At 41.7% G+C, this 17,039-nt stretch carries 11 protein-coding genes; 6 read left to right on the forward strand and 5 right to left on the reverse strand.

The annotated features are described in order from the left end of the window. Positions 1-4 precede the first annotated feature (4 nt). From AC4MCC_RS03525 to AC4MCC_RS03535, 3 genes are read right to left on the reverse strand one after another with little or no spacing between them, the layout of a single operon-like run. Positions 5-2,020, reverse strand: a complete 2,016-nt coding sequence (locus AC4MCC_RS03525; protein WP_419364593.1) for a TRAP transporter permease — start codon at positions 2,018-2,020, stop codon at positions 5-7. After that, complete coding sequence (locus AC4MCC_RS03530) at positions 2,017-2,502, reverse strand: DUF1850 domain-containing protein (RefSeq protein ID WP_491885692.1); 486 nt, start codon at positions 2,500-2,502, stop codon at positions 2,017-2,019. Before AC4MCC_RS03530 ends, AC4MCC_RS03525 begins: the two co-directional genes overlap by 4 nt. Further along, positions 2,502-3,506, reverse strand: a complete 1,005-nt coding sequence (locus AC4MCC_RS03535; RefSeq protein WP_419364589.1) for a TAXI family TRAP transporter solute-binding subunit — start codon at positions 3,504-3,506, stop codon at positions 2,502-2,504. Before AC4MCC_RS03535 ends, AC4MCC_RS03530 begins: the two co-directional genes overlap by 1 nt. A 649-nt stretch (positions 3,507-4,155) precedes the next feature. Between AC4MCC_RS03535 and AC4MCC_RS03540 the strand changes: the two genes are divergently transcribed. From AC4MCC_RS03540 to AC4MCC_RS03565, 6 genes are all read left to right on the forward strand, one after another. Next, a complete protein-coding gene (locus tag AC4MCC_RS03540; RefSeq protein ID WP_034701986.1) occupies positions 4,156-4,749 on the forward strand; it encodes a LysE family translocator in 594 nt (197 codons plus the stop codon). Between the two features lie 122 nt (positions 4,750-4,871). Then, a complete protein-coding gene (dcd, locus tag AC4MCC_RS03545) occupies positions 4,872-5,441 on the forward strand; it encodes a dCTP deaminase (RefSeq protein ID WP_004785008.1) in 570 nt (189 codons plus the stop codon). Positions 5,442-5,674: 233 nt separating this feature from the next. Further along, on the forward strand, positions 5,675-7,684 hold the full coding sequence (locus AC4MCC_RS03550; protein ID WP_419364585.1) for a hypothetical protein: 2,010 nt from the start codon (positions 5,675-5,677) through the stop codon (positions 7,682-7,684). Positions 7,685-7,696: 12 nt separating this feature from the next. After that, complete coding sequence (locus AC4MCC_RS03555; protein WP_419364583.1) at positions 7,697-8,413, forward strand: hypothetical protein; 717 nt, start codon at positions 7,697-7,699, stop codon at positions 8,411-8,413. A 29-nt stretch (positions 8,414-8,442) separates the two neighbouring features. After that, positions 8,443-10,617: a DUF6160 family protein gene (locus AC4MCC_RS03560; RefSeq protein ID WP_491885693.1), complete on the forward strand. Its 2,175-nt coding sequence runs from the start codon at positions 8,443-8,445 to the stop codon at positions 10,615-10,617. A 16-nt stretch (positions 10,618-10,633) separates the two neighbouring features. Beyond that, a complete protein-coding gene (locus AC4MCC_RS03565; RefSeq protein ID WP_180159255.1) occupies positions 10,634-12,055 on the forward strand; it encodes a hypothetical protein in 1,422 nt (473 codons plus the stop codon). Between the two features lie 59 nt (positions 12,056-12,114). On the opposite strand, the gene AC4MCC_RS03570 is transcribed toward AC4MCC_RS03565, so the two are convergent. Further along, on the reverse strand, positions 12,115-13,833 hold the full coding sequence (locus tag AC4MCC_RS03570; protein ID WP_491885694.1) for a proline--tRNA ligase: 1,719 nt from the start codon (positions 13,831-13,833) through the stop codon (positions 12,115-12,117). A 96-nt stretch (positions 13,834-13,929) separates the two neighbouring features. Then, the gene (locus AC4MCC_RS03575) at positions 13,930-17,037 is read right to left on the reverse strand and encodes an efflux RND transporter permease subunit (RefSeq protein ID WP_491885695.1); all 3,108 of its coding nucleotides are present in this window, start codon (positions 17,035-17,037) and stop codon (positions 13,930-13,932) included. Between the last annotated feature and the right edge of the window lie 2 nt (positions 17,038-17,039).

A 17,039-nucleotide genomic window follows, 5' to 3' on the forward strand; every position in this document is an offset into this window, starting at 1 on the left:
TTTTTTATGAGGTTTTAGTCGTGACTGTATTTTCTTTTCTTGCCTGAATGATATTAAAGCCAATCGCAATAATTACCATGATGGTGCCGATAATATCCGTCATGGTCTCAGGCACAATCATCATGAGTGCGCCCACCCCCAGGAAGATGCGCCAGAACCAATTCATCGCGGTTTTAAAGTAGCCTTCTACTGCAGCGCCAAGTGCCAGAATGCCGACAATGGATGTCACGGTAATGCTTAAAATGACATTCCATGCCGGTAAGGCGAATTCTTTAGCATTAACTGCAATATTTGTTGTGTCAATCATCAGCATCGCCGGGTTATACACAAATAGGAACGGCACAATAAATCCGGCTAGGGATAGGCGCAGCGCCAGGAATCCAGTCCGCATTGGGTCACCCCCGGCAATTCCGGCACCGGCAAAGGCGGCTAAGGCGACGGGAGGGGTAATATTAGCAAACAGGCCAAAATAGAACACGAACATGTGCGCAACCAAGATTGGAATATCAAAGTTGGCTAAAGCCGGAGCTGCCATGGTTGCGGTAATGATATAGGCAGGAATGGATGGTAGGCCCATACCTAGAATCATCGATGCAATCATGGTAAAGAAAAGGGTCAGAAACAGACTGCCGGCACCAATGCTCATGATCGAAGAAGTCATCACCGAGCCAAAACTGGTCAAGCTCACCACACCAATAATAATACCCACGACCGCACAGGCCGCCATCACGGAAAGTGACTGTTTGGCACCATCTGCCAGCGCTTCCAGAATTTCTTTAGGTCCCATGCGGGTCGATTTTCTGAATGCTGCAACCACGATAGTCAATAAAATCGTATACACAGCCGCATAGCTAACCGGAATGGATTGAAATAAGAAGAACACCAAAGCAACGATCGGAAATAATAAATGTCCTCGTTCTTTCAGAACTTCTTTGACCCGTGGTAGGTCAGCTTTGGGAACACCTTTCAGGTGATCCCGGCCAGCTCTGAAATGGACTTGTGCCATCACACCGAGATAATACAGCAGGGCAGGTAATACCGCAGCTAAGGCAATCGTGCCATAACTGACACCCGTGGTTTCTGCCATGATGAAGGCACTGGCACCCATTACTGGCGGCAAGATCTGCCCACCTACAGAAGCACTGGCTTCCACTGCACCGGCAAAGTTTTTGTGATAGCCAATTTTTTTCATTAAAGGAATGGTAAATGAACCGGTTCCCACCACATTGGCAACCGCTGTCCCATTGATACTGCCCATAAAACCGCTGGAAATTACCGCAACTTTGGCTGGCCCACCTTGCTTATGACCGGCAAGTGCCATGGCGAGATCATTAAATAATTTTCCCATTCCTGATTTCGCCAGAAATGCGCCAAACAGGATAAATAAAAAAATGAATGTGACCGAAGCGCCAATAGCTGAAGAATATAAACCTTCAGTTTTTAGGTACATTTGCCCGAAAATATCACTGAATGTATAGGGTCGAGTCAGCAAGCGATCCGGCATCCAGTCAAAATGACTGACAAATGGATAACTCAAGAAAATCAGTCCCAGGATCGGCAGCATCCAGCCCATTACCCGTCGAGCAGCCTCAACCACCAATACTACCGTCATAATCGAGAAGACAATGTCCAGCGTATTGGGAATGCCTCCTCGGGTGGTCATAATGGCTTGGTATTCTTTAAACAGATAAAAGAAAGAAGCAAAAGAGGCAATGACCCAAATCCAGTCCGTCCATGCGACCTTTTGCCGGCTACTGGCCTGACGTGCTGGATATAGCAGGAAAATCAGCGCCAGACCGATCGATACGTGCGCTGCACGTTGAATCAATTCGGGTAAGGGATTAAAAGTAATATAAAGATGAAATAACGAATAGGATATTGCCAAGGCAGCAATAAACCAGCGAACCGATTTGTTGATCGGATTGCGAGTGACAGATTCACGGTCAAATTTTTCTAATAATTCTTGTTGCTGTTGATCATCCAGTGCTTCGGTCACATTTCTTGTTTCTTGTGGATTCATAGGCAATCATTTAAACCTCTTTTTTTCCATAGGCTGTCTCTTTTTATGGAAAGTTGTACCGTACTATAGTCGGGAAAATCCTGATAAATATTCCAGATACGATCAGCACTCTCAATTTTTCCCTGCATTCTGCGTGAAATCACCCAATTGATTTCTTTCATCTTCCGGTTGATTTGCATATGGATATTGCCATCATCCTGTCGAGTAATAGTACCTTGATCAGGTGTACCCGCACCAAATGAAATGAACTGAGTATCTGTCAGAATGAAATGGTCCTTGTCTAGAAGATAACGTTCTTTCCACTGTGTTCTTTCTACCGAATGCATCCAGCTCAGCTGAAAAGATTTCTGGTCAATTTTGCACTGAAAATTTTGCTCTTTCACTTCCACAAAAGTATACGAAAATGTCAGCCAAACACAGCTAATAAAAAAAGCAGCCAAACTAAAAAGTGCAGCAATCGCTGCACCTTGTATCCATTTCATCAGTTCGCTTTATTCTCATCATAGAATTTTTGCGCGCCCGGATGCAGTGGAGCAACCAGACCTTTTTGTGCACCTTCTAATGTGATTTCTTTAGCAGCCTGATGTGAATTGGCGAGTTGATCCAAGCTGGAGAAGAACGTTTTGGTTAGCTTATATACATCATCTGTAGAGAGATCAGAACGAACCACCAGCGCATTCATGATCGCAGCTGTAGGAATATCCTCAGCATTGCCATAGGTACCTTTTGGAATGGTCATTGGCAGGAAATACGCCTGATCTTTGGCAATCGCTTTCACTTTATCAGGATTGATGCTGACCAATTGAAGGTCAAAACCCTGTTGCAGTTCCATTAGGGAGGAGTTTGGAATACCACTGGTCAGGAAGGCTGCATCCAGTTTGCCACCTTTCAAGGCATCTGCTGCTTCGGCATAACCTAAGTAATCTACTTTGACATCCTTATAAGTGATACCAAAACCGTTCAATAGAGTACGGGCATTCACTTCTACACCTGAATTCTGGGCGCCCACTGCAATACGTTTGCCTTTGAGATCTTCAATATTTTTGATGCCAGAACGTTTTGAAGTGACAATCTGTACATAGTTTGGATAAAGCGCAGCGATCTGCTGCACGTTGTCAATTTTAGAACTAAAACTGCCTTGGCCATTAATCGCTTCAGTCAAGCTGTCACTCATGACAAAAGCCATTTCAACTTTGTTTTGTTTCAACAAATTCAGATTTTCGACAGAAGCCCCTGTGGTCTGGGTTTTGGAACTCACGCCGTAGGTCTTGTTATAGATTTCAGCCAATCCTGTCCCGATGACATTATAAGGACCTGAGGCACCGCCTGTCGCAATATTGACAAATCGGGTTTGCAGTTTATCTGCAGCTACGCTCTCGCTAGATGCAGCCTGATTATCTGATTTATTTTGTGCATTATCATTCGAGCAAGCAACTACACCTGATAACGCTAAGCTCATAACTGAAAGTTTGATCCATTTATTCATATATGACTCCTGATATTATTCTGTAGTTCTTAAAATATAATTAAAACAACAATATACTAAACCGTCTGGATGCTAAAAAATGTGAATTATCAATTGTTGTCTTTGTACAATTTAACAGCAATTATTTTGTCTGAATACCTTTAATAGCATTTTTTTCGAAATTTTGCTTAATTAATATGTTGAGCAAATTGAGCTAGATAGACATCTTAAATGGAGAGCGGAAATTTAATCATTAGGAGTTAGGTAAAAGTTGCTCCCATCATCAAATCTTTCTATAGAAGTGCCCAAAGTTCATATGCAAGAGCAGGGATTTTTAGTTAGTTAAAATTCAATCAAAGGTTACCAGAAATAATGATTTCAAGGTTTTGGATAATTTTCCTTTCATGGTATAGAGACTAGTATTTCAGGAATTTTAAGTCCGAATACTCTATTGAAACTTCTACTTTTATAGCAATTTTATGATGAGCTAATAGCTTTATAAATTGACAAAATTGACTGAAAAGAAGATTTCTTGTATTTCTATCTAATTATATGAAATTAATTAAAAAATAAGAAAATATAAAATTTTTTAATATGTTCTCTTACAATTATTTTTTTGCAGATTTGACCGGATTATTTTATGCTTAATACCTAAGAGCGAGGTCAAACTATGATTTCATGGTTATTTATTGGTTTAGTGGCAGCCATTCTATTAACACCGGGCCCAACCAATACTTTATTGGCATCGTCAGGTATTCAAGTTGGATTTAGAAAAACTTTTCGCCTTATTCCCGCAGAAGCTTTCGGCTATCTCATCGCAATTACATTCTGGGGCTTTTTGATTGGTAAAATCTCGGTCTATTTACCGGAATTACCTCATATCCTCAAACTCTGTAGTGCTGCTTACATTCTATTTTTAGCTTTAAAATTATGGCGTACCGCAGAACTTGGTGAAAATTTTCAATGTATTTCGATTCGGGCACGGGAACTATTTTTGGCGACTTTGCTGAATCCTAAGGCATTATTATTTGCTTCGGCTATTTTCCCGGTCATTGTGTGGAAAAGCAGTCAATATTATGTGACTTATATGCTGGCATTCTTGGCATTACTTATTCCTATCGCATTTTTCTGGACTTTTTTAGGTAGCTTATTGGCCAGAAAAAACAATCGCTGGCTGAATCAAAAGAACTTACAAAAGACCGCTTCCATTATTTTAATGAGCTTTTCTGTACCTTTATCCTATTCAGCACTCCTCAGTCTTTAAACCTGAAAAAGCAGCTAAATTTCCTGAAATTTAGCTGTCAGAATTTCGCTTATTTTCATTAGTGTCAATTTCAGTTAAAGTACGTCGCAATTACTTATTTTTAAGATTTTTGGATTATATCAATGGCAATTAAGTCTGATCGTTGGATTCGCGAAATGAGCGAAAAACACGGCATGATTGAACCGTATGCAGAAAACCAGATTCGTCTGGATGAAAATGGTCAAAAGCTGATTTCTTATGGTGTTTCAAGCTATGGCTATGACGTGCGATGTGCGCGTGAGTTTAAAGTATTCACCAATGTGCACTCTGCAATTGTCGATCCGAAAAACTTTGACGAAAAAAGCTTTATCGATATTGAATCGGATGTTTGTATCATTCCACCCAACTCATTTGCTTTGGCGCGTACAGTCGAATACTTCCGTATTCCACGAAATGTACTAACCGTTTGCTTGGGTAAATCGACTTATGCACGTTGTGGCATTATCGTGAATGTGACTCCACTTGAACCTGAGTGGGAAGGTCATGTCACGCTAGAGTTTTCGAATACGACTAACCTACCTGCGCGTATTTATGCGGGTGAGGGTGTGGCTCAAATGCTGTTCTTCGAATCAGACGAAGTTTGTGAAACCTCCTATAAAGATCGTGGTGGTAAATACCAAGGGCAGACAGGCGTTACTTTGCCTAAAGCTTAATAGTTTTAAAGCATTTAATAAGCGAGGCTAATGCCTCGCTAATTTTTTTGCTGTTTCATTCATCGGAAACTCGGGGTTTTTAGTCTTTTGGCTTTGGTAATCTTGCTAAAAATAAGCATAATGAAGAATGAATATATAAAAAAGATGTGCCAAGCATCATAAAAATCAAAAATTGAAGGCTGGGAAGCTGAAGGATAAAGATGCGGAGCATCAGATAAGAAGGATAGGTCGAGATGGCTCAAATAAAAGCTAAATTTCAATTTCGTAAAAGCTATTTGGCAATGATGATCGGTTTAGGATTATTGCCATCCGCACATGCAATGCAGGAATTAACTGATTCTTCTCTTTCTGATACTACCGGTGAAGGTGTTGCCCTGGTACTTGATGACTTTAAAATGGTTTTTCAGGCACCGAATGATGCTTCCAGTGGTTCAAGCTATGCACGAGGTATTGCCAATCCAGGTCAGGCAGACACTGGCTTTATTCGTATTATTCCGACTGGAGAGAACTATGCTCAGTTAGGTGAGCGTGCCTATAACAAAGTCTATGATCGAGTGTATGCAAGTAGCTATTTAAATGGTATCAGTGCAAATGCCAATCTTTATCAAACGACTTATGACAATAGTGTTAGTACCTATAAAACTCAAAACTATAATGCGACTTTAACTGCAATCCGTAATGAAATTGGTGCAAGTGCGCGTAGTGGTATTGTGGAAGAATATCGTAATTCGACATTAATGCAGCAATATTATCAGCAGCGTTATGAGGATTATTATGACGGTACAATTATTACAGGATTAAAAAGTGACGGAACAACATCTCATACTTTAACTGCATGGCAAAAAGATAAATCTGTCGAATATGCATTAAAAAATACCTATGAAATGATCGAATTGTTATATGGAAACAAGGTAACCACTCCATTAAATAATACTTGGACTCAACAAGCGGGTACCCGAACCAATGCTATTGATTCAAGAGTTACTACAGTTGTAGAGAATGCGACACAAGAAAAATTAGCAATTGAAGCTGATAGGTATGCACTGATTCAGGCAAAAAATGCAGTGACCGCTATGGAGCAGGCGGTTAAAGCGAGCGCAACAACGGCGGCCAAAGAAGCTGCAATGGGTGCCTCAGTCAGTACGCTTCGTACGAAGGCTGATGTATTTATCTATGGTTTGGCTCTATCAAAAAGTGATAACTCGCTCAGTAGCCGCTATAGCAATCAGGGATTTAATTGGGGAACAGCCAGCAATCCATGGTTATTCCATGCAGGGTCTGAAACGGTAAAACAGTTTACGGATACTGGAAAAGAAGTTGGCTATCTAGCTTTGGAAGCACCTCTTGCAACAGTTGCTGCAAATGAAGCAGATAATAATATTAAACTAGGTTTTTGGACTGATATTTTCTCACGCTCTTTAAATTCAAGTAATACCGTAGATTATGCTACTGGAGCACCTACTTCAGGCTTAGATATTTCTGAACGTTTTCGTGCACAGTTTATTGCTAATGGCTTGAGCATGAACGGTTCGCAAGTCCGATTATTCCAAACCCTTACATCGCCTGATCTTGCATATAGTCAAACCTTGGGCCTGGCGAGTCTGATCCGGCTCAATACTAATGATGATCCCTCTACTTTGACCAGTGATTCAAACAATTTGAACAGTAAAGGGATTCGCATTAGTAGTGCAGCAAAAGAGAATAATCTTGATGGGGATGGTCCGACCCCTGCTTTAAATGGCTCTGCAGCTCCTATATTTCATGATACCGAGGGACTGTATTTATATAGCCCGAATATCAACCTGGTACTAGGAAGTATGTACCAGCCTTTTGTTGTGGGTTCGGAAGGAAATAATATTATTTTGGAAGTGACACGTATTCCTAAAATTCCAGATATTTACAACCGGATTTATCAGCGTTATCCAGATGGAAAAGGTGGCTTTTTAGGATCAGAAGCACTTTTAGGCTCTACATGTAATGTATATACGTGTGGTACTGAAATTAAAGCTCAAGCTTCAGATAGCATTGCCTTGTATCAAGGACGCGATGCAACTCACAGTAGTATCGCCATTGGTTCTGTTGAACGTATTGCCAATACCAATATGCTGAAGGCAAAAGATGATAATAATGCAACTGGTGTGGTATTTAGGGGAGCTACTGATAATTCAATGAGGAATTTTGGTTCAGCAGTGATTGATGGTGTGTTGATTCAACATCTGAAAATAAAAACTACAGGTCTATAAAGGAATAGGGCAATGTTGAAAAATTTAATGCTTGCTACAGTTCTAGGGATTTCTTTAGCGACACAAGCCGGCTTGGTCAGTCTTGATCCGCAGCAAATGACAGCAGAAACAGGTCAAGGCGGAGCGGATTTAAGCTGGACCTTGTCACTCAACCATCAATACGCTACTGATTTAACAAAATCTCAAATTTCTGAAACGGTCGCTAATAAGTTAGAAGTGTATTACAAGCCAACAACAGATTGTGGAATTAACACCTTGTTTTGTCGCTTGGCGATTTCTCCTAACAATCATGTCGATGCCCAAGGCAATAAAAAATGGCTGGTATTTAAAGGCATACAAGGCACCCTGCAAATTGATAAGTTTTCTATCGATGGCACCACGATTACTAATGCGGCAGGTGATCCTCAAACAGCCATGAAAATCACTTTTTATGATGATAAACCTTTAAAAATCAGAAATTTGGGTTTTAATACTTTGGCTATTGAAACCGGAACCGGTGAGGGCGATAAAGAAGGCTATGCCAATTCAGAGAAGTATACGACCTTCACCAATCGTGTTTATAAAGCGGACGGTACATATACCACTGCCTCAGCAGATGTTCCAGAATTTGACCGGGGGCGTGAGAAGGGCTTTATGGGTCTCAATATGCACGGCAACATGCACATGTCAGGAAACTTAAAAATATTTGGCTTTAACTGCTCAGCAGGGAGTGCACAAAGCCGTTGCTAACTGCATGGATGCAGCATAGGGATGAAAGAATGAAAAAAATAAAATCACAAATTAAATTATTAACGGCATGTGTCTGTTTGGCACAGCATAGTTATGCACTAGAGCTGATTGAAGAACAAGAATTGGGTCATATCACTGGTCAAGACGGTATTACGATTACACACGAGGTATCAAAAGTAGAAGTTGAACAGCTCAATTGGTATGACCCGAATGCTGATGTAAATACCAAGATGGGACTGGGATTGCATAAAGTAGAAATCTTAGGCAAAGATCAAAATGCGATTTTAAGCCAGCTTAAGTTTGATGTCGGTGCGACCGATGCTGGTGCAGGGATCCGTCTAGAAGCAAGCGTAGCTCCCTTTAGTGCCAATGCAGATTTTAAACTTGTGAGTAAGGATTGTGCTGGAACAAGCTGTGTCGAAAAAAATCAAAATTTGGGCAAATTAGGTCTTGCGATTGATAGCCCATTTAAAATGGTGCTTCAGACGACAGCAGGTTTATTCAATAAGAATGAAACAGCTACTATCGATTTTAATTTGCAAGATGCCACGATTAAACATACTTTAGGTACAAATAGCTTAGTTCTAGATAACTTTAATTTTAACTTCGCTGGTACGGGCTATATGTATATAGACCCGACACAAGGAATTGTACTCGCCAGTAAAAGTGGTACACAAGACCATCTAATTAATTTAAAACCAGTGGCCGTAGGAACAACTGGTGCGCAAACAGCTGGATTAAACTTTGATTTACGTTATCAGAATGGAGATGGCGATTTAAAAAATATCATGCGCTATGGTATTTCGGGTGCAGTGAGTAATGCACGTTTATCGTTAGGTGCCGATCAATCAAAACTGAATTCTTTTGATATAAGTAATAAAGTTGGTGGTGTGCTGACGCGACAAGATCGTAGTGTTTCAAGCTATAACGCAGGTGAAGGCGGCTTGCATCTTGGTTTATCAGCTGATTTTACCAATCAGGAAGTGGCAGCAGCACAGGGTTTAAAGCCAACGACTTTGGAAATTGGTCATACGGGTAAAGGAAGCTATGCAGTTCAGTTTAATGAATTACGTTCATTAACTGGAAAGAATAATGCTTATATTGATTTTGGCGATATTTATATCAATACAATTCAGGCACAGAGCCTAGAATTTTTAGTTAATGACAATATTAAGTCAACGCTTAGACGAAGTAATCCGGTTTTGCAGCAAACTTTAAGCAGTACGTCTGCTAATCAGGACTTTGTACTAATTGCCATACGGGGTATGGATTTCCAGTCGATTGCAGCCAAAGCAAATTTTATTTCTAATGATACTGGTGTTATTTCCGGGAATAGTGGTTCTTGGGGAATTGGTATTCCAATTTACAACCTGAATGCCAATGTTGCCTTGTCGGGTACAAAATATGACGGTGACAAGAATGGTATTGCCTATAACGTAATGGCATCAACTGAAGGTTATGGAAAGGATGCCAAAACTGGAGCACCAAGTACAACTTCAATTCTTTTAATTGATGGTGGTGTTGAGAATGGCCATGCGCGAAACTATTATGCTGGCCTTCGAAATATTGATGCCTTTATTGAATCCAAAGGGGTGATTGGTTATGAGGATGAAGGCATCTATGTAAAAGCTGATAAATTGCTGATCGCAGCGAAAGCTGAAGTGGCAATTGGGCAATTACCGGGGTCTAAATATAACTGTGTATCAGGCAATAAATGTGATCAGTTTGTTCCTGATGACAATTTTTCTAAACGCGACGATGTATTAACAACAATTGCCATGATGCTTGATGGTAGTGGTGAGTTAATGATTATTCCGGGACTGGATGTAGCAGACGAAAATTATTTATCGTTGGATGCAAACTTTAAGTTCCGAACATTAACTTCTACAGAAAAAGGTGATGTTAATAATCTTGGTAGTTATTTTAGTCTGATTAATGAAGATGTAGATAGCACAGGTGCAGTTCATACTTCTGCGATTAACTTTAATCGTATGGAAGGGAATTTAGGATTAATCACCAAAATAGGCGTGAGTGAAGATACTGTTACTTTAGATAATCGAATTAAATTTAATAAAGATCAGAAGATTATCGAGCCGTTTAGAACCAACATGGCCATGACCACAAATGGCAATATGCAGAATATAGCAACAATTGCACTCACAGGCGGAACCATGCGCAGTACGCTTGGCATTACACCGCGCTGAAATAAGGGATGATTTCATGAAAAAAATAATATTGAATAGCTTGATTGTCACTTTAATGGGCCTTACTCAACAGGCGATGGCTATGACAGCCCTAGACGATGAGGCTTTATCGGCAGTTGATGCACAGGCATTATTAAATTTGGAAAATGCTTATGATTCATCACAAGGGATTAACTTTCATAAGCTAAGTATTGAAGCTTTAATGGAATTGAACATTAATATCAAAACTTTGCAGCTCGGTTGTGGTGGAACTAATAACAGTATTGGGAATACTAATGGCTGTGATATTGATATTTCTAACCTGGCATTGAGTGGCTTAAATACCAGTCTTGATGATAAGGGTAACCCTGTCTTTTCAGGCGACCGTGCTAATACCAGTGCCAGTGTGAGTAATCCCTTTGTTGAGTTTGCAATTAAAAATGGTGGAAGTGCCTCTACCCGTGAAGTGGTCGGTTTTCGTCTAGGTGCAGATAAAATTGTCGGACTCTTAACCATGGGGACTGACAACATCGAAAATCCGAATGATGGCCTCAAAAGTTTTAGTGGTTATATGAAAATGGCGCAAACCACGGGTGAGTCTGTTACAAAAGCGGGAACCTTTGGTATTGCAAATGATGAAAAAATCTCAGGGAATCTAAAGGCTTTAGGACAAACACGTACTTTTACCAGTAAGCCAGGTGCTGATGGCCATACCGGGATTACAGTGCCTTCCATGCGGGTAGACTTTACCATGCCTGAGACTGTTGTGACCGGACAACGCTTAAAGTCAGCAACTGTAAGTAATATCCGTTCTACTATCGCTTCGATTCCATTAGCAAAGGCTTTAACGGGTTCAACTTTGCCAAGTGATGTGATTGGTACACCAGATTTTTCCAATGATAAGCTATATGTGGAGTTTCCAGCTTTAATTAGTTTCCTGGGAATAAATCTTGGTGACCACTCATATTTCCAAATGGGAGCGGGTTCGAGTCTGGATAACCTGAATATGGACATCACCTTTGTCCAAGCTCTGAATATGATCCATAATATTCCATTAAATGGCACAGGCGGTTATTTGTCTTTACAGAGTCAGAATGTGCATTGGCAAGGTGCGGATGCGGCTGATATTGCCAAGCCAGGTTGGTGGCTATCGTTTAAAGACCCGATTCAATTGGGTGTGTTAAAAACCACAGATGAAGTTGATATTTCATTCGTATTACCTCAGGTAGCAACTGCAATTTCTGAGTTTCTGTTACGTCCTGAAAACTTAATCGATGTGAGTGTGGGTGAGGCTTTAGGATCTCTTGCGAATGTCGCGGTGGTACGTAAATTGAATATTGATGTGGGTAAATTTACTAACTATGTAGATGGTACTCCTGCAACTTTAACCTTAATGGATAAGCTGCTACAGAACCAGAATGTGACTTCAAACTGCTTTGGCGGGCATAAGTTCTGTTAAGTTAGAGACATAAAAAAATCCCGCTTTAAGCGGGATTTTTTTATTGATTCAGAAAAAAATTATTTAGCAATTTTTGCCAGTAGTTCTTCTTTCGAAAGATTTACTGATTCTGCATCACGGCGACCTTTATATTCAAAAGTACCTGCATCCAGACCTTTTTCACCAATCACAATGCGATGTGGAATACCAGTCAATTCAAGATCGGAGAATTTCACACCTGGACGTTCATTGCGGTCATCAAGCAGTACATCGAAACCAGCAGCTTGCAATTCTGCATATAAGCTTTCAGCAGCTTCTAAAGTACGAGGTGATTTATGCGCATTCATTGGCACAATTGCCACTTCAAATGGAGCGATCGCTGCCGGCCAGATGATGCCTTTTTCATCGTAATTCTGTTCAATTGCAGATGCTACGACACGTGTCACACCAATACCATAACAACCCATGGTTACAGTGAATGGTTTGCCATCTTCACCTAAGACCTTACAACCTAAAGCTTCAGAGTATTTTTTGCCTAACTGGAAGATATGACCCACTTCGATACCACGTTTGATTTGAAGTGTACCTTTACCATCTGGAGAAGGATCGCCTTCAACCACATTACGCAGGTCATAAACTTCGCTAAACTGCGCATCACGTTCCCAGTTCACGCCTGTTGCGTGCTTATCTGCTTCGTTTGCACCTGCGACAAAATCAGAAAGTACAGAAGCAGCACGGTCAACAATCACTGTTAGGCCTTTTTCTACTAAGCCTTGCGGACCCACAAAACCAGCCGTTAAGCCAAGTTCGGCAAGTTGAGCTTCAGTAGCAAAAGCTAAAGGTGCAGCAATTTTTGGATGCTTTTCGGCTTTAATTTCATTCAGTTCATGGTCACCACGAAGGAACAGAGCAACCACAGGAGCCTCTTTACCTTCTTCAGCTGCAACACCTTGAACTAGTAATGCCTTCACCGAATGCGCAGGATTAGTACCAAGGAAATTGGATACATCAGCAATGGTTTTCTGATTTGGGGTATCAACCACTTTCAGTTCTTGAGTCGGAGCAGCACGTTCGCCTACCAGAATCGCCTCAGCCATTTCGATGTTAGCCGCATAATCAGATTCAGTTGAGAAGGCGATATCATCTTCACCACTTGAAGCCAAGACATGGAATTCGTGTGAACCTGAACCACCGATTGAACCGGTATCTGCCTGTACTGGACGGAAATCCAGACCTAGGCGGGTAAAGATTTTGCAATATGCTTCGTACATTGTGTCGTAAGTTTCTTGCAAAGATTCCTGATCTGCATGGAAAGAATAGGCATCTTTCATGATGAATTCACGTGAGCGCATTACGCCAAAACGAGGACGGATTTCATCACGGAATTTAGTTTGAACCTGGTAGAAGTTTGCAGGCAATTGTTTGTAACTTTTCAGTTCATTACGTGCCAGATCAGTGATCACTTCTTCGTGTGTTGGACCAAGCACAAAGTCATTGGTATGACGATCTTTAAAACGTAATAGTTCAGGACCGTATTGCACATAACGACCAGATTCTTCCCAAAGAGAAGCTGGTTGAGTCACAGGCATCAAGACTTCAAGTGAGCCTGCATTATTCATCTCTTCGCGAACGATCGCTGCAACTTTATTTAATACGCGAACGCCCATCGGCAGCCAGGTGTACAAACCTGAAGCCAACTTACGAATCATACCAGCACGAAGCATTAGCTGATGTGAAATAACTTCAGCATCGTTCGGGGTTTCTCTCAACGTTGCAAATAAAAAGCGACTCGCGCGCATGGAAACTGTCCTAAAAAATTAAGCGTTAAAGCAGAGATTATACAATAAAAAATGAGGTGAACATTCTTGAATGTCACCTCATTGTGATGGTTTAAATTATGCCATGATTTTACGGGCTTGGCGCAGCATAAAATTCTTAAGGTCATCTAGGTAAGTGAAAATCACTGGAACCACGACCAGCGTCAGCAGGGTAGAAGTAATTACCCCGCCGATCACGGCATGTGCCATCGGTGCACTTTGTTCACCACCTTCCCCTAATCCAAGGGCCAGCGGTACCATTCCCATGACCATGGCACTAGTGGTCATCAGAATTGGACGTAAACGGGTTTTGCCGGCATTTAGAATCGCATCATAACGGGCTTCACCCCGATCCATGGCTTTTTTGATGAAGTCGATAAGCAGAATCGCATTTTTGGTCACTAGGCCCATCAGCATAATAATCCCGATAATCGAAAACAGGTTCATGGTTGAATTAAACAGGAACAGCGCCAGGAATACACCAATTAATGACAAGGGTAATGAAGCCATAATGGCAGCAGGGTGGATAAAACTGTTGAACTGGGAACCGAGTACGATATAAATAAATACAATCGACAGGGTAATCGCAGTGAACGCATAACCAGCGGATTCTGCCATATCTGCATTGGCACCTTGGGTATCAAAACTATAACCCGGCGGCATGTCGAAACTATCCTGAAGTTTGCTGATATCGGTACCGATGTCACCTGCGGGGCGTCCAGAGGTATTTGCTTCAACCAACACTTCACGCGCCAGATCTCGACGATTAATCTGAGAAGCTCCCAGTTTTTCTTCAAAATTAGCAACGCTAGAAAGCGGGATCAAAATCGGCTGATTATTACCATCCATTTTAGATGAAGTGATATACATATTTTGCAGATCACTCGGCAGGGTGCGCCGGTCTTCGGTCAGGCGCAAATTGACATCATAGGTTTCACCTTTTTCATCCTGCCAGGTGGTGACATCATCGCCGGCAATCAGGGGGCGAACCACATTGGCAATCTGATTGACTGACAAACCAAGATCACTGGCCAGAACGCGATTGATCTGTACACCTAAGGTCGGTTTCGGCTCTTTCAGTGAGGATTCCAGATCGACGATACCATCAATTTTAGTCATCTCGACCATAAAGCGATCAGAAATCTTCTGTAGTTCATTCAAATCAGGGCCTTTGATTGAAATCATAATCGGCTTTTGACCACCCGAAACGGTTTCATCGGCAGATGCAACCGAGGTAATACTGATCCCGGCAACCGATTGCAGGCGTTGTCGAAACTCATTGTTGAGCTCGGTCAGGCTTTTTTCGCGTTCGATCCGTGGTGTCACGGTCACTCGCAGGCTGACGTGGTTTTTACCACGGTCAGTTACACCATTAATTACGCCATAAGTTGCTTTAACATCAGGGTGTTGACGGATAATCTGATCGACCTGTTGTAGTTTGGCTTGTGAATATTCTAGGGAGGCATCGACTGGGGTTTCAAACTTGATCCGGATTTCACCTTTATCTGGTACAGGCACAAACTCGGTACCAATCAGTTTCGACAGGGCTAGAGCGCCAAACAGAGAAGCCACTGCAATTACAATAGTAATGAATCTAAAGCGCAAAGCCAGTTTCAGCAGTTTTTCATAGACATGACTTAAATTGTCTAATTTGCCTGAAATCCAGTTAAAGAAGCGTTTAATTCGTCCCGGCTTTTTATTGGGATCTTTTTTCTTTTCTGCCCAATGTGCAGATAGCATTGGATCCAGAGTAAAACTGACAAACATGGAAATCAGAACGGCGGTACTCACCGTCACACCGAACTGATAAAAGAAACGCCCAATAATCCCGCCCATAAATGCAACAGGCAAGAATACCGCGACAATTGTCAGTGTTGTTGCCAGAACGGCAAGACCGATTTCTTTGGTGCCGTCCAGCGCGGCAGTAACATGGTCTTTGCCCATATCGGTATGCCGTACGATATTTTCCCGTACTACAATCGCATCATCAATCAGCAGACCGATGCTTAAAGACAGGGCCAATAAGGTCATCATGTTAATACTGAAACCAAAAGCCCAGATAAAGGTCAAAGTTCCGAGCAAAGCGATCGGTAAAGTGAGGCCAGTAATGACCGTTGAGCGGAAAGAACCTAAAAATAACAGAACAATTAGGACAGCAAGAACTGCACCTTCGATAATGGTACGCGCCACATCACCAATGGTGCCGCGGATACTTTTTGAAGAATCTACCACAACTTTTAAAGTGGTTCCTTGTGGCAGTTGGGATTTGATGCTTTCAAGGGTTTTATAGGTACTGTCTACAACTTCAATGACATTAGAATCAGAGCTACGCAGGATATCAACTGCAACTGCAGCCTTGCCATCCAGGAAAGCACCAGTTTCAAGTTCTGCCTGACTATCTTCAATTTCTGCGACCTGTTTCAGAAAGATCGGTGCACCATTTTTATTGGCAATGACCAGATCACCAAAGGCGAGGGGATGCAGGACTTTGGAATTAATCTCGATCACCAGTTCCGAATTGCCAGATTTTAATGTACCGCCCGGAACTTCGATATTTTCAGATTTCAGAGTATTGATGACGCTATCCACGCCGATGCCAAAAGCTTGCAGTTTCTGTGGTTCAACCTGAATGCGAATCTGACGCTGTGCATCACCAAGCAGGTTGACGGTACCTACTCCCGGAACAGTCCTCAGTTGTGGAACTATGCGCTGATCCAGATAGGAACTCAGTGCTTTTAAGCCCATATTGTCAGACTCAAATACGATCGACATGATCGCATTGGCAGTCGGATCATAACGCTCGACGACTGGTTCCTGAATTTCATCACGGAATTCGGCGGTGACTGAAGCAATCTTGTCACGGACATCCTGTGCCGCCGTGGTAGAAGGCACTTCCAGATTGAATTCGGCCGTGATCATCGACAGGCCTTCACTGGATTGAGAAATTACCTGTTTTAAACCGGAAATAGTATTGATCTGGTCTTCGAGTTTTTTGGTAATTTCCGATTCAACGGTTTCTGGAGAGGCGCCTGGATAATTCGTATAAATTACGACAAAGGGGAAGTCAACATCCGGAAATTCTTCCACACCCATACGCTGCCAGGAAGCTAGTCCAAGTACCATCAAACAGAACATCATCATAATGGTGAAGACGGGATACTTCACACTAATTCGGGTAAACCACATAT

Source organism: Acinetobacter sp. CAU_H_56 (assembly GCF_058599425.1).

Bases quoted from the DNA above. Each gene is read 5' to 3' on its own strand.
- AC4MCC_RS03525 (WP_419364593.1), bottom strand. From the start codon at position 2,020: ATGAATCCACAAGAAACAAGAAATGTGACCGAAGCACTGGATGATCAA.
- AC4MCC_RS03530 (WP_491885692.1), bottom strand. From the start codon at position 2,502: ATGAAATGGATACAAGGTGCAGCGATTGCTGCACTTTTTAGTTTGGCT.
- AC4MCC_RS03535 (WP_419364589.1), bottom strand. From the start codon at position 3,506: ATGAATAAATGGATCAAACTTTCAGTTATGAGCTTAGCGTTATCAGGT.
- AC4MCC_RS03540 (WP_034701986.1), top strand. From the start codon at position 4,156: ATGATTTCATGGTTATTTATTGGTTTAGTGGCAGCCATTCTATTAACA.
- dcd (WP_004785008.1), top strand. From the start codon at position 4,872: ATGGCAATTAAGTCTGATCGTTGGATTCGCGAAATGAGCGAAAAACAC.
- AC4MCC_RS03550 (WP_419364585.1), top strand. From the start codon at position 5,675: ATGGCTCAAATAAAAGCTAAATTTCAATTTCGTAAAAGCTATTTGGCA.
- AC4MCC_RS03555 (WP_419364583.1), top strand. From the start codon at position 7,697: ATGTTGAAAAATTTAATGCTTGCTACAGTTCTAGGGATTTCTTTAGCG.
- AC4MCC_RS03560 (WP_491885693.1), top strand. From the start codon at position 8,443: ATGAAAAAAATAAAATCACAAATTAAATTATTAACGGCATGTGTCTGT.
- AC4MCC_RS03565 (WP_180159255.1), top strand. From the start codon at position 10,634: ATGAAAAAAATAATATTGAATAGCTTGATTGTCACTTTAATGGGCCTT.
- AC4MCC_RS03570 (WP_491885694.1), bottom strand. From the start codon at position 13,833: ATGCGCGCGAGTCGCTTTTTATTTGCAACGTTGAGAGAAACCCCGAAC.
- AC4MCC_RS03575 (WP_491885695.1), bottom strand. From the start codon at position 17,037: ATGTGGTTTACCCGAATTAGTGTGAAGTATCCCGTCTTCACCATTATG.